The sequence below is a fragment of the Roseateles sp. GW835-FHT13E02 genome (genome assembly GCF_058794035.1).
Genome location: NZ_JBXAGJ010000030.1, coordinates 25990 through 39214, shown reverse-complemented (window position 1 = coordinate 39214; position 13225 = coordinate 25990). Strand labels below are relative to the sequence as shown.

The 13225-nt window shown below is 67.7% G+C and carries 11 protein-coding genes; 6 read left to right on the top strand and 5 right to left on the bottom strand.

What is annotated here, in order from left to right; genetic code table 11:
• Nucleotides 1-12 precede the first annotated feature (12 nt).
• The 4 genes from AC1Q6P_RS22240 to AC1Q6P_RS22225 all read right to left on the bottom strand — a co-directional run bounded on the left by AC1Q6P_RS22240 (nt 13) and on the right by AC1Q6P_RS22225 (nt 7187).
• The gene (locus AC1Q6P_RS22240; RefSeq protein WP_492665878.1) at nt 13-1452 is read right to left on the bottom strand and encodes a TolC family protein; all 1440 of its coding nucleotides are present in this window, start codon (nt 1450-1452) and stop codon (nt 13-15) included.
• A 189-nt stretch (nt 1453-1641) separates the two neighbouring features.
• On the bottom strand, nt 1642-2841 hold the full coding sequence (locus tag AC1Q6P_RS22235; protein WP_492665879.1) for a beta-barrel domain-containing protein: 1200 nt from the start codon (nt 2839-2841) through the stop codon (nt 1642-1644).
• A gap of 83 nt (nt 2842-2924) precedes the next feature.
• A complete protein-coding gene (locus tag AC1Q6P_RS22230) occupies nt 2925-5285 on the bottom strand; it encodes a type I secretion system permease/ATPase (RefSeq protein WP_492665880.1) in 2361 nt (786 codons plus the stop codon).
• A 21-nt stretch (nt 5286-5306) separates the two neighbouring features.
• Entirely contained in the window at nt 5307-7187 is a 1881-nt protein-coding gene (locus AC1Q6P_RS22225; protein WP_171829152.1) for an O-linked N-acetylglucosamine transferase, SPINDLY family protein, read from the bottom strand.
• Between the two features lie 362 nt (nt 7188-7549).
• Between AC1Q6P_RS22225 and AC1Q6P_RS22220 the strand changes: the two genes are divergently transcribed.
• The 5 genes from AC1Q6P_RS22220 (at nt 7550) to AC1Q6P_RS22200 (ending at nt 10869) form a co-directional block, all read left to right on the top strand.
• A complete protein-coding gene (locus tag AC1Q6P_RS22220) occupies nt 7550-8257 on the top strand; it encodes a hypothetical protein (protein WP_492665881.1) in 708 nt (235 codons plus the stop codon).
• Between the two features lie 46 nt (nt 8258-8303).
• On the top strand, nt 8304-8648 hold the full coding sequence (locus tag AC1Q6P_RS22215) for a hypothetical protein (protein ID WP_492665882.1): 345 nt from the start codon (nt 8304-8306) through the stop codon (nt 8646-8648).
• Nucleotides 8649-8712: 64 nt separating this feature from the next.
• Nucleotides 8713-9720, top strand: a complete 1008-nt coding sequence (locus tag AC1Q6P_RS22210) for a D-2-hydroxyacid dehydrogenase family protein (RefSeq protein WP_492665883.1) — start codon at nt 8713-8715, stop codon at nt 9718-9720.
• Nucleotides 9717-10313: a chromate transporter gene (locus AC1Q6P_RS22205; RefSeq protein WP_492665884.1), complete on the top strand. Its 597-nt coding sequence runs from the start codon at nt 9717-9719 to the stop codon at nt 10311-10313. Before AC1Q6P_RS22210 ends, AC1Q6P_RS22205 begins: the two co-directional genes overlap by 4 nt.
• Nucleotides 10314-10320: 7 nt before the next feature.
• A complete protein-coding gene (locus AC1Q6P_RS22200; RefSeq protein ID WP_492665885.1) occupies nt 10321-10869 on the top strand; it encodes a chromate transporter in 549 nt (182 codons plus the stop codon).
• Between the two features lie 13 nt (nt 10870-10882).
• Here AC1Q6P_RS22200 and AC1Q6P_RS22195 read toward each other — a convergent pair whose 3' ends face one another.
• Nucleotides 10883-11746, bottom strand: coding sequence for a DMT family transporter (locus AC1Q6P_RS22195; protein ID WP_492665886.1), 864 nt, complete (start codon nt 11744-11746; stop codon nt 10883-10885).
• A gap of 119 nt (nt 11747-11865) precedes the next feature.
• On the opposite strand from AC1Q6P_RS22195, the gene AC1Q6P_RS22190 reads away from it, so the two are divergent.
• Nucleotides 11866-13215 (top strand): aminotransferase-like domain-containing protein, encoded by a 1350-nt coding sequence (locus tag AC1Q6P_RS22190; RefSeq protein WP_492665887.1) that lies wholly within the window; start codon nt 11866-11868, stop codon nt 13213-13215.
• The last annotated feature ends 10 nt before the right edge of the window (nt 13216-13225 follow it).

The following is a 13225-nucleotide window of genomic DNA, read 5'->3' as shown; positions in this document are numbered from 1 at the left end:
GCGCAAGGCCGTTCAGCGCAGCGGCGTCATCACGCCGCGACCCATGGACCACATCATGGCCACCGCCTGCTGGCCGTCGAACAAGGCATTGACATGGGCCACGCGCAAGGAGAAGTAGTCCGACTCGCTGCCCATCACATCGAAGAGCGAGCGACGGCCCAGCTGCTGCCACTGCTGCAGGGTAGAGACACGCAGGCGGTCGCTGTTGCGCAGGATGTCGACGATGCGGCGCGCACGGTCGAAGGACGACACGGCCGATTCGTGGATGTCGATCAGTCGGTAACGCCGTGCCTCGATGGCATCCTCGCGCTGCAGACGGGCGGCCTCGGCGCGCTTGCGGGCCGAGTTGATGGCCGGCTCGGCCGTGGCGTTGTAAATGGGCATGGAGACACTGAGGCCCGCCGACCATTCCGCGCCCTTGCCAAAGCCGGCGATGGCTGCGCCGGTGCCGGTGACATTGATCTGGGGTTTGAAGCTGGCCGCCACCGAGTCGGCGTAGCTGGACTGGGCCTTGGCCTGGGCATCGAGCTGGGCCACATCGGGCGCGCTGACCACATCGCGCTGCATCTCTTCCAGATCCGGCACCTGGGTCAGCAGGGCCGAGTAGCTGGCGCTCGGTGGCAGGTTGTCGCCGACCAGGCGGCGCAGCCGGGCCTCGGTCTGCGTCAGGGCCGATTGGGTCTGCTGCACGGCCAGCTCGGCCTGCTGGCGATTCTTGACCGCCTGCACCAACTCGCTGGCACGGCCGCGATCGGCCTTGACGATGGTGTCCAGCGCCTCGACCAGGCAGACCATCTTGCGAACGTACTGGGCATAGACCTGACCTTGCAGCTGGTAGCGGCTGCGATCCATGGCCAATGACACGGTCTGCAAGGCCAGCTGCTGCTCGGCATTGACCAGACCCAAGCGAGCCGACTCGGCCAGTTGGTTGCGCCAGTTGGCCAGCATGCTGTTGCGGCCAAAGTCGTAGAGCGGAGCGCTGACCGTGAGGCTTGCACGGCCCTGATTGCCGTGGCTGACCGGCAGATCGCCGGCCTTGACACCCACATGGGCCAAGCTGCCCGAGAGATTGACCTGCGGCATGCGCGCGGCACGGGCCTCTTCCCAATCGAGTCGTGCAGCCTGGGCCAGCATGGTGGCTGCGCCCAGCGCCTGGCTGCGCTTGAGGGTCAGGTCCACCAACTCCTGCAGCTGGCTGCGCGGGTCGATGAACTGGGTGTCCACCATGCGGGTGTCGCGACCACTGCTGCTGGGCAGGGCGTCTTCTTCGCCGCACTGGCTTTGGTTGGCAGGTTTCTCTGCCGCGGCCGGCGCCGTGGGCGCCGTCGCGGCTTTGCTCGTCTTGGCCGGGGCTTTGCCCGCGGCCTTGCCGTTCGGTGCGGCTCCCACCATGCCGGATGGGCCCAAGACCAGCGTCAGGCCGGCCAGCAAGGGCAGGACGAGACGGTGCAAGGCTCGGCGTGCGGGAGGGTGCAAGGCGGTCTGAAGAGGTTCGGTCAGCATGACCGCTACTTCATCACAGCGGCCTCATCGCGAAGCCTGGAACAGCGCTCGCATGACGCCGCAAATCGACGGTTCCCTCGGGCAGCCTGGAACGAGCACTTGCGCCGCACTCGGCGTCAGCGTCGGCTCAGCGTCGGCTCAGCGTTCGCTCATCGCCTCGCGCGCCTTGAGCATGGGGCGCAGCAGGAAGCTCAGCACCGAACGTTCACCGGTCTTGATCTCGACGGTTGCGCTCATGCCCGGGATCACCTGCACCGCCTCACCTTTGTAGCGCAGGGTGCTGCGTTCGGAGCGCACCAGCGCGCGGTAGTAGCGGCCCGAGCCTCCGGCCTTGTCAGACTCACCCAGGGCATCGGGGCTGATGTACTCGACCCGGCCCTCCAGGCCCCCGTAGATGTTGTAGTCAAAGCCCTGTAGCTTGACCTTGGCCTTCTGGCCGACGCGCAGATAGCCGACCTCAGCCGGCTTGATGCGGGTCTCGATCAATACCTCGTCGGTCAAGGGCACGATTTCCATGATGGGCGCGCCGGTGGTGATGACGCCGCCCAAGGTGTTGGCCCGGATGTTTTTGACCAGGCCGTGAACGGGCGAAGTCAGTACGGTGCGTTTGATGGCGTCTTCGCGCAACACCATTTGCTCGTCCTGGAGTGCGAGATCGTTCTGCAGCTTGACCAGCTCGGAGCTGGCCTCCTGGCGGAAGCGGCTGATGCGCTCGCTGCGCTGCTGCTGCAGCTCGTTGATCTGGCGCGAGAGATGCATGACCTCCACATTCGACATCAAGCCCTTTGCCGCCATGTCCTGCGAGATCTTGAGCTCGCGCGCCAGCATGCCGATGCTGCGCTCCAGGCTGGCCACCGCCTCGCTGAGCAGGCGCTGGCGGGCCTGATACGCACCGGTCTCGGCCGCCACGATGGCGGGCACGGCCTTGAGTTCCTCGGGAAAACTCAGCGCCTGGTTGTTGGCTTCGGCGGTCAGGCGGGCGACCGTGGCCTTGGAGGCCAAGCGTTTGACATTGCCTTCGCTCTGTTGCGCCTCCACCCGGGTCGGGTCGAGCTTGGCCAGCACCTGGCCTTCCTCCACCTCCTCGCCCTCGCGCACCAAGAGCTCGCGCAAGATGCCGATCTCCATGCTGGCGATCACCTGCTCGCGCCCATCGGGCACCACGACGCCGTCGCTGCGGCTGAGCTGGTCGACCTGGGTCAGGCCCGCCCAGATGATGGCAATCACCACCGCCGCCAGCAGCAGGTAAAGCGCCCAGGTGACCCGCGGCAAGGGCTCATCGATATGAGCCGCCGCCAGGCTGCTCAAAAACTCTTGGTCGCCGCGGGCTGTATTCATCGCAGCCATCCCCTGCCCTTGATGTTGCTGTTGTCGCTGAAGCTGCTTGTCATGAAAAACTCAAAAGACACCGTCACTCAGCCTCAGACCGAGGCCGAGCGCTGCACCGGCTGCGCGGCCGGGTGCATGTGCAGATTGGAGGCAGCCTCGGCGCCGGCCGCCGCCGGCTGGGCCGGACGCACGCCCGAGAGCGCGGCCAGCACCTGGTCACGCGGGCCATCCATGACCAGGCGGCCAGAATCCATGACCATGATGCGCGTGACCAGTTCCAGCACGGCCGGGCGGTGCGTCACCACCACCAGGGTGCACTCGCCGGCGGCGTCGCGCAGCTGGCGCAGGAACGCGACCTCGGACTGAGCGTCCATGGAGCTGGTCGGCTCGTCCATCAAGAGAATCTGCGGTTTCGTGACCAGGCTGCGCGCAAGCGCCACCAGCTGCCTCTGGCCGCCCGAGAGCAGGCTGCCCATTTCACCCACGGGCAGATCCCAGCCCATGGGGTGGCCGGCCACCACACGGTCCAGGCCGGTCAGGCGCGCCACTTCCACGAGTCGTGAAGCATCCACATGGGCGCGGCCCATCAGCACGTTGTCGCGCAGCGTGCCGTGGAACAGGCGTGGGTCCTGCGACACAAAGCCGACCCGGGCACGGAACTCGGCCGGGTCGATCTGGCGCAGGTCGATGCCATCGACCTCCACCATGCCTTCGGACGGCAGGTACAGGCCCGCCAGCATGCGCAGCACCGTGGACTTGCCACTGCCGATGCGGCCCAGCACGGCCACCCGCTCACCGGCCTTGAGCCGCAGGCTGACCGAGCGCAGCACGCGCGGCGCGTTGCCCTCGCCTTCCATCGGGTAGGAGAAGCTCACGTCATGCATGCCCAGGCTGCCCGAGACGCGCGACAGCGGCACATAGTTGCGGCTGGCATCGCGCTCGGTCGGGCGTGACATCAGCTGATTCAGCGCAATGAAGGCCGCTTGCGCGCTCTGATACCGCGCCGCCAGCCCCACCACACTGTTCAGCGGCGCGATCGCGCGGCCGGCGAACATGATGGCGCCCATCAGCGCCCCGGCGCTGATGATGCCGTCTTCAATCAAGTAGACGCCCCAGACCAGCATGACCAGGGTGATCACCTGCTGCATGCTCATGGCGATATTGCTGCTCAGGCTGTGCAGGCCGCGGCTGCGCATGGAGGCTTCGGCGGCAATCGCCGTGCTGACCTCGTAGCGCTGCAGGAAACGGCCTTCAGCGCCAGCGGTCTTGAGATCTTCCAGGCCTTCGATGGCCTCGACCAGCGTGCCCTGCAGGTCGGCCGATTCATTCATGTGCGTGCGCACGGCCTTGCGCATCTGGTTCTTGATCGCAAAGGTCAAGCCCAGCACCAGAGGAATGGCCAGCACGATCACCCAGCCCAACGGCCCACCGACCACAAAACACATGGCCACGAAAAGCACGATGAAGGGCAGATCGGTCACCACCGTGACGCTGGCCGAGGCGAAGAAGTCGCGCACCACCTCGATCTGGCCGATCGTGCTGGCGTAAGAGCCGGCCGAGGCCGGGCGGTGCTCCATGCGCACACCCAGGGTCTGGCGGAAGAGCTTGGAGCCGATGATGAGGTCGGCCTTGCGCCCGGCGATGTCGATCAGATGAGCGCGCAACTGCCGCGCGCTGAGGTCAAACACCACGGCCAATCCCGCACCAATGGCCAGAGTCCACAGCGTCACGAATGACTGGTTGGGAATGACCTTGTCGTAGATCACCGTGGTCACCAGGCCGGTGACCAACATCAGCACATTGCTGAGCAGGGCTGCCACCATGGCGGCGCGGTAGTAGGGAATGAAACGCTTGAGCGTGCCCCAGAGCCAGTGGCTGCCATCGGTGCGCAGCAGCGGCTCGCCGCGGTTCTGCGCCTGTGAGGTTTCGGGCAGGGTCAGCAGCATCAGGAAGCCGCTGTACTCGGCCTCCAGTTCCGAAGCCGAAGCCGTGCAGACATTGGCATCGGCGCCCGGGAATACCACCTCGAACTGGTAGTCCCCACCCGGTTGGGCCGGATCCAGGCGCCGCACCAACACACAGGCATCGCCGCCATTGAGCAACATCACCGCCGGCAGCAACAGCGGGTTCACATCCTCGATCTTCTTGCGCACCAGGCCGGCGCTGTAGCCGGCTTCGCGCATCACGCGCAGGGCTTGATCGGGGCTCAGCGGGCCACCGCCGGTCAGCCCGGCGCACAGCGATTCGGCCGAGCGGGCCCGGCCATGGTGCTGGGTCATCCAGACCAGGGCATGGAGCAAGGGGTTGCCGATGTCGGACGCGGCCTGGTCCTGCCAGCTGTCGTCGGGCCCGTTGGCTTCTTCGGCAGACGCGCTGCGATCCACAGCCAGGTAGATCCCGGGCTGCGCGGCCGGACGGCCGCCGTCGAAGAATGAATCGTGTCGCTGAGTCACTGTCGTCCTTCAGCCACGCCTTCAGGCCTTTTTCTGCTTCTGGCGCTGCGCCACCGCCATGGTTTCGAGCTTGTTTTCAAGATCGCGCACCAGGCCCGGAATGTCGAACAGTGTGGACTCGCGCCCTTGTTCGCGCAAGAAGCGCTTGTAGGAGCGGGCGCGGGCCGGGTTCTGGCCGATCTGCACCGCACGCTGCTCGTACTCTTCCAGCGAATGGGTCACCAGATCGGGCAGGCCGACATGGGTCAGCAGGCTGCCGGCCATGCGCGAGATGTAGGTGCGGCCCGAGCGGGTCAGGATGGGCGTGCCCACCCACAAGCAGTCGCTGGCCGTGGTGCCGGCGTTGTAGGGGAAGGTGTCCAGCACCAGATCGGCCAAGGCAAAGCGCGCCACGTACTCCGGCGGCGCCACACGCGGCGCAAAGATCAGGCGCTCGGGCGCAATGCCGTGCGAGGCCGCCACCTTGAGCATATTGGCATGCGACCAGGGGTTGTCGGCCAGCAGCCAGAGCACGCTGCCCTCCACCTGCTTGAGCACACGCATCCAGGCGTGGAACATCTCTTCGCTGAACTTGTGGTTGTTGTTGAAGGAGCAGAAGACAAAAGCGTCTTCCGGCAGCTGGTACTGGGCGCGGGTGGGCTCGGGGCCGACCAGGCGCTTGCGGTCGCTGATCTGGTAGCAGCGGTCCAGGTAGATGGGCTTCTCGGTGCAGTAGGGCAGGTACTCGGTGGGCATGACGAAGCGGTCGGCAATCATCCAGTCCACCCCCGGCAGGGCCGAGGTCGCCGGCAGCCCCATCCAGCAGGCCTGAATGGGCGCGGGTCGGTAGGCCAGGATATTGGGCCGGGCACCGTTGGTCAGGCCTTGCAGGTCGATCAGCACATCGATGCCCGCGGCGGCAATCGTGCGCGCCGCCGTCAGGTCGTCCATGCCGTGCAAGCGCACATGGTGGTCAAAGGACTTGACGATGCGCTCGCGCAGCGGCGTGCCGTCGTCCCGGCTCCAGCAAAAGCCGAAGACCTCGAAGCGGCTGCGGTCGTGCAGCTCGTAGAGCTCGGCCGTCATCAGGCCGACGGCGTGCATGCACAGATCGCCCGACAGGTAGCCGATGCGGATGCGCCCGTCACGCGGGCGCTGGGCCGCGGCCAGCTCGTGCAGGGGGCGGTCCTTGTAGTCGATCACCTTTTCATGGACAAAGCGCTGCGCCACCATCAGCTGCAGCGCCGGGTCGTCGCTGGCGCTCAGCATGGCCAGCAGCGAGGTGCCGACCAGCAATTGGTTGAGCGTCACCTCACCGACCGGCTGGTACACCGGCCAGGCGCATTGCTTCTGGCGGATGTGCACATAGTGCTGCAGCACACTGCCCTGGCGCGGGTTGATCTCCAGGCTGCGCACCATCAGTGCCTGCGATTCGTCGTAGCGCTTGAGGTTTTCCAGCAGGCGGGCGCCGTTGTTCAGGGCGTGGAGCAGCAGTTCCTCGCCATCGCGTCCCTTGGCCTGCACGCGCAGATCGTCGTAGACCAGGCGCCATTGCTCCAGCGCCTCCTCCTGGCGGCCGAGCTGCTCCAGCTGATGGCCCAGGTTGAGGCGGGCCTGGACAAAATTCTCGTTGAAGGCCAAGGCCTTGCGGTAGACCTGCTCGGCTTCGGCATGGCGGTTCATCGCCCCCAGCAGCGTGCCCCAGTTGTAGCAGGCCACATGGGCCAGCGGCGACGGGGTGGTCTCCACCCAGACCTGGTAGAGCAAGGCCGCCGCTTCCAGCATGCCGGCCTGCTGCAGATGGCTGCTGCGGTCCATCAGCTCGGGCAAGCCCATCTGGCCGCTGCGGGCGCGGGCCAGCAGTTGCTCCACCTCGGGGATGGCGGTATTCGGCGTTTGGGTCGGCGGGGTGGACAGATCCATGGCTGTGCAGACCGCGGGCAAGGCGGCTGAGAGTTGGGCGACGTGACGACAAGGAACGAGGAAAACGGCGACTCAGGTCCGCCCGGCAGCGCAGTGGCCCGGGGCGGATTGACGCACGACCTGATGTTAGGAGCGACGGCCCCGACCGGGCCGCTCGATTAGGGCGGGAAAGCCTGGCCTGTTCCCCGCATGGAGCACGCCCCTCGCGGTCTGGGCCCTGCGGCCCGATCGCAGCGGGAATGCTGGGCAAAGCCGGGCCTTTTCTCGCTTCAGCCGCACTCGCCCGCTGCCGAAAATGGCTTGAACCCTGTTGGAGGGGGAGCGAGCGGCCATGAGTGAGGCCGCCAAACTAGAGCAAAAAAATGTGGAACGCATTTCTGACTCGTTGGGCCAGGAGCCGCGCAGCATCGCCCTCGCGCGGACAACACAACAGCATCGCCAGCCGCCAGAGCACCTTGCCACCGACCCGCAGCGGCGCGGCCAGCAGCCGCATCTCGCTGAGCGGCAATGATTCCATCTGGCAAAGCCTCTTGCGCTGGATCCCGGGCGACAGCGACCCCTGGGGCGCCAGCCAGCCCCCCTCCCCGGCCGCCAGCCAAAATCTTGCCAGCGCACGCGCCGAGTTCCAGGCCTGCATGGTCGGGCTGTACAGCCCACCGGCCGCCTGCGGCGCCGAGCCTGGCACGCCCCCGCAGGTCGACAGCGTGCGTGAGTTGCAGCGCAGCATCCGCCGCGCCCGCAGCCTGCGCGACCTCTGGCACTTGCGCACCTGGCTGTACACCGAAGTGGCCCGCCAGTTCTCGCAACACGAGGCCGAGCAGCGCCTGCAACGCCTGGACGCCTTGTTCCAGGGCGGCAGCTCACAGCCCCTGAATGCCGAGCAGCAACGCCTGCTGGCACAGACCCAGGCTCGCGTGCAGGCCAAGCTGCAAGCGCAAGCCCATGCGGAAACGCTGGCGCGCATGCGTCAGGCCCGCAGCGCCCAGAAGGACGCCAAGGCCCAATCCGCGCAGGCACTGAGCGCTGACACCTTGGTGGCCACTCTGTCCGAACCCTGCACCGCGCATTGATTCATGCCAAGAAGACGAAGAGGCTGGCGAGAGGCCGAGCAACGCCATGGAACTGACCTTGCGTGACATCCCCCACTTCCCTCCACCTTGGGCCTTTGCCTGCACGACCCAAACGGATGAGCGCCGCGGCCGCATCGCGGCCCGCCGCAGCTTTGTGGCACTCAAGCTGTGCTTCATGCGGGCCGCAGCCGAGCTGCGCGGCGTCAGCGGCGAACATCTGCAAACCCTGGTTCGCCAGGCCAGCGAGCCGATCGAGCTGTGGCTGATTCGGGGCAGCCTGCTGGCTGCGCTGGAACGCGCAGGCGAGTCTGGCCTGATGCACAGCGACCGCCTGAAGGAAGCCCTGCACGCAGCCTTGCAAGAGGCCTACCCGGAACGCCCCAGCCTCTGAGGCCTTGCCCGGTTCCACCATGCCCCGAGGAGTCGTGCGGCTCGGTGCAAAATAGGCCCCACGCATGAACATCATCATCCTCGACGACTACCAGGACGCGGTGCGCAAGCTGCACTGCGCGGCCAAGCTGGAGCACCTCAATGCCAAGGTCTTCACCAACACGGTGAAGGGCATCGGCCAGTTGTCGATACGGCTGCGTGACGCCGAAGTGCTGGTGCTGATCCGCGAGCGCACCCAATTCCCGCGCCAGCTGCTGGAGAAGCTGCCCAAGCTCAAGCTGATTGCCCAGACCGGGCGCGTCGGCAACCACATCGACATCGAAGCCTGCACCAGGCTTGGCATTGCGGTGGCCGAAGGTGTGGGCTCGCCGGTGGCGCCGGCCGAGCTGACCTGGGCCTTGATCATGGCCTCGATGCGTCGCCTGCCCCAGTACATCGGCAACCTCAAGCATGGCGCCTGGCAACAGGCCGGGCTCAAGGCCGCGTCCATGCCGCCCAATTTCGGCGTCGGCATGGTTTTGCGCGGCAAGACCCTGGGCATCTGGGGCTACGGCAAGATCGGCCAGATCCTGGCCGGCTATGGCCGCGCCTTTGGCATGCAGGTGCAGGTCTGGGGCAGCGAAGCCTCGCGCCTGCGTGCGCAGAGCGACGGGCTCATTGCGGCTGAGAGCCGCGAAGCATTTTTTGCCAGCAGCGATGTGCTGAGCCTGCATCTGCGCCTGTGCGAGGCCACCCGCGGCATGATCACCCCCGAAGACCTGGCCCGCATGAAGCCGACCGCCCTGCTGGTCAACACCTCGCGGGCCGAGCTGCTGACCGATGGCGCCCTGGTCTCGGCCCTCAACCGCGGCCGCCCCGGCATGGCCGCCATCGACGTGTTCGAGAGCGAGCCCATCCTGCAAGGCCACCCCCTGCTGCGCCTGGAGAACGCCGTCTGCACGCCGCACATCGGCTATGTCGAGCAGGACAGCTACGAGCTGTATTTCAACGCCGCGTTCGACAACATCCTGAACTTCATCAAGAGCGAGCCGACGAACATCGTCAACCCGGAAGCGCTGAAAGTGCTGCGATGAGCGCCACCGAAGCGGCACGCGCGCCGCAACGCCCGGCCTCGCTCTGGGCGCTCTACCTGGCCTTCAATCGCCTGGCCTTGCAGGGCTTTGGCGGCGTGCTGGCGGTGGCACAGCGCGAGCTGGTCGAGCGCCTGGGCTGGATGACGCGCGAGGAGTTCGTCGAGACCCTGGCCATCGCCCAGGTCTTGCCCGGGCCCAATGTGGTGAACATCTCGCTGATGATCGGCGACCGCTACTTCGGCCTGCGCGGCGCGTTCGCGGCCCTGGCGGGCATGTTTGTGCTGCCCTCGGTCCTGGTGCTGAGCATGGCGGCGCTCTATGGCAGCGTGTCCCAGCATCCGGTGGTGGGCAATGCCCTGCGCGGCATGGGTGCGGTTTCGGCCGGCTTGATCCTGGCCACCGGCCTCAAGCTGCTGCCCGCCGTGCGCAGCAACCCCATGGGCCGGGCCATCGCAGCCCTGCTGGCCCTGGCCACGCTGGCGGCCGTGGTCTGGCTGCGCCTGCCCCTGCCCTGGCTGGTGTTGCTGCTGGGCGGCCTGGGCATGGCAGCAGCCTGGCGCGGCTTGAAGGCCGACCCGCGCACGGAAGGCTGACACCGAGATGCTGGCCACCGCCCATGTCGCCCTGCTCGACCTCTTCCTGCATTTCCTGACCCTGTCCCTGCTGTCCATCGGCGGCGCCATCAGCACGGCGCCCGAGATGCACCGCTTTCTGGTCGGCGAGCGCCACTGGCTCAGCGACACGGAGTTCACCTCCTCGATCGCCCTGGCCCAGGCTGCGCCCGGGCCCAACATCCTGTTCGTGGCCGTGCTGGGCTGGAATGTGGCCGGCCTGAGCGGCGCCTTCGCCGCCATGGCCGGCATCATGCTGCCCTCCACCACCCTGGTGCTGGCCGCCACGCGCTGGGCGCGCCGCAACAAGGACAGTCTGGGCGTGCGCGCCTTCTCGGCCGGCATGGCGCCGCTGACCCTGGGCCTGATGCTGGCCACGGGCTGGCTGCTGGCCGAGCCTTATCTGCGCCTGCCCGAACACCGGCTCGCCACCCTGGCCCTGATCGCGGGCACGGTGCTGCTGACGCTCAGGACCCGGCTCAGCCTGGTCTGGATGGTGCTGGGCGGCGGGGTCTTGGGGGCGCTGGACCTCGTCTGAACCCCGGCGCACTTCATCGCCCGAAGCGACGCGCTCCGGCCACGCAGAGAATCACCGCCACCGTCACGACCAGCATGGCCGGACTCACCGCCTCACCGAGCAAGCCAGCCGCCAAGGCCAGGCCGAACAGCGGCTGCAAGAGTTGCAGCTGACCCACGCGGGCAATCCCGCCCTGGGCCAGGCCGCGGTACCAGAACACAAAGCCGATCAGCATGCTGAAGAGCGAAACATAGGCCAGCCCCAGCCAGGCTGGCAGGCCAATGCCGCTCCAGCTCACCGGCAGCCGCCACCAAGTCAAGGCCAGCATCAGCGGCAGGGCCAGCACCAGGGCCCAGCAGATCACCTGCCAGCCGCCCAGGCTGCGCGAGAGCCGCGCCCCCTCGGCATAGCCCAGGCCGCAGACCAGAATGGCCAGCAACATCAAGGCATCGCCGCGCGGCGCCAGGCTCAGGCCCTGCGAAAGCGCAAAGCCGACCACCAGAAAGCTGCCCAGCAGCGAGAACACCCAGGACACCGGCCGCGGCCGCTCGCCACCGCGCCAGACACCGAAGGCGGCCGTGCTCAGAGGCAGCAAGCCCAGGAAGACGATGGAATGTGCGGCGCTCATCTCCCACAAGGCCAAGGCGGTGAGCAGCGGGAAACCCAGCACCACGCCCAGGGCCACCACCAGCAGGGATCGCCACTGCGCCGCCGTCGGCCGCGGCTGGGCCAGCAACAGCAGCAGGCCCAGTGCCAGCAGACCGGCGATGCTGGCGCGGGCGACGGTGAGAAAGAGCGGATCGAAATCCAGCACCGCCAGCCGCGTGGCCGGGAGCGAGCCACTGAAGATCAGCACTCCGATGAAGCCATGGAGCCAGCCGCTCGAATTCTTGTCCATACCGTCGTGAGCGCCGCTGAGGGGGTGGGCGCGAAGAGTGACCGCAGCGGCCGATGAGCACAGCCTAAAGCCCGCGATCAATACAATCAAAAAATTGTCATGGATACATCCCCACCGCCATGTCCGCCCCTCGCTACAAACAACTGCTGGACCGCCTGGCCCAAGAGATCCGCAGCGGCGCACTGCGCCCCGGCACGCGCCTGCCTCCGCTGCGCCAGCTGGCCCGGCGTGAAGGCCTGGCCCTGGTGACCGCCAGTCGCGTCTATGCCGAGCTGGCCGGCATGGGCCTGGTCAGCGGCGAGGTGGGCCGCGGCACTTTTGTGCGCGACCCCAGCCTGCCGGCAGGCCATGGTCTGGATCTGGGCGTGCTGGCGCCGGATCTGGTGGACCTGGGCTTCAACTACCCCACCCTGCCCGGTCAGGCCGAGCTGCTGCGCAGCGGCCTGCGCCAGCTGGCGCAGGGCGGTGACCTGGAGGCCATGCTGCGCTACCAGCCCCACGGCGGCCGCCCGCATGACCGTGCAACCGTGGCCCGCCATCTGGCCAGCCGCGGCCTGCATACCATCGCCGAGCAGGTGCTGCTGGTGGACGGCGCCCAGCACGGCCTGGCCTGCGTTGGCCTGGCCCTGCTGCAACCGGGCGATGTGGTGGCGATCGATGCACTGAGCTACCCCGGCTTTCGCCTGCTGGCCGAAACCCTGAGGCTGGAGCTGGTGGCCGTGCCGGCCGCCGGCCATGGGGCAGGCCCCGATCTGGCTGCGCTGGATCGCCTGTGCCAGCAGCGCCGCGTGCGCGCGCTCTACACAATGCCCACCCTGCACAACCCGCTGGGCTGGGTCATGGGGCTGGCCGAGCGCGAGGCCCTGGCCGCGCTGGCCGAGCAGCATGAGCTGCTGCTGATCGAGGACGCGGCCTATGCCTATCTGGTGGAGCGGGCGCCACCGCCTCTGGCCATGCTGGCGCCCGAGCGCACGGTCTACATCTCCGGCCTGTCGAAAAGCGTGGCGGCCGGCTTGCGCCAGGGTTTTGTGCATGCCCCCAAGGCCTGCATCGCCGCGCTGGGGCGCGCCATCCGCGCCAGCACCTGGAGCACCCCAGGCCTGACCACGGCCCTGGGCTGCGCCTGGCTGGAAGACGGCACGGTGGCCCGGCTGGAGCGCGAGAAACGCGCCGACGCCCGTGAGCGCCAGCGCCTGGCGGCCGAGCTGCTCGGGCCCCTGCCCCGCGTCGGCCACCCGGGCTCCTACTTTTTATGGCTGCCGCTGGGCGAGGACGTCCGCGCCGACCGGGTGGCGGCCCAGCTGCTGCAAGGCGGCATCTCGGTCTCCACCGCCGCGCCCTACACCGGCAAGCGCGACGGCAGCGAGCCCCAGGCCATACGCCTGGCCCTGGGCTCCGTGGACCGGGCCGCGCTGGCACCTGCCCTGCGCGAGGTGCGCCGGGTCATCGAGGCGCACAGCGTTCTCTGAAAAAACGCGC

Coding starts and splice junctions, on each gene's coding strand:
- AC1Q6P_RS22235 (WP_492665879.1), bottom strand. CDS start 2,841: ATGAATACAGCCCGCGGCGACCAAGAGTTTTTGAGCAGCCTGGCGGCG.
- AC1Q6P_RS22215 (WP_492665882.1), top strand. CDS start 8,304: ATGGAACTGACCTTGCGTGACATCCCCCACTTCCCTCCACCTTGGGCC.
- AC1Q6P_RS22200 (WP_492665885.1), top strand. CDS start 10,321: ATGCTGGCCACCGCCCATGTCGCCCTGCTCGACCTCTTCCTGCATTTC.
- AC1Q6P_RS22225 (WP_171829152.1), bottom strand. CDS start 7,187: ATGGATCTGTCCACCCCGCCGACCCAAACGCCGAATACCGCCATCCCC.
- AC1Q6P_RS22210 (WP_492665883.1), top strand. CDS start 8,713: ATGAACATCATCATCCTCGACGACTACCAGGACGCGGTGCGCAAGCTG.
- AC1Q6P_RS22195 (WP_492665886.1), bottom strand. CDS start 11,746: ATGGACAAGAATTCGAGCGGCTGGCTCCATGGCTTCATCGGAGTGCTG.
- AC1Q6P_RS22205 (WP_492665884.1), top strand. CDS start 9,717: ATGAGCGCCACCGAAGCGGCACGCGCGCCGCAACGCCCGGCCTCGCTC.
- AC1Q6P_RS22190 (WP_492665887.1), top strand. CDS start 11,866: ATGTCCGCCCCTCGCTACAAACAACTGCTGGACCGCCTGGCCCAAGAG.
- AC1Q6P_RS22220 (WP_492665881.1), top strand. CDS start 7,550: ATGTGGAACGCATTTCTGACTCGTTGGGCCAGGAGCCGCGCAGCATCG.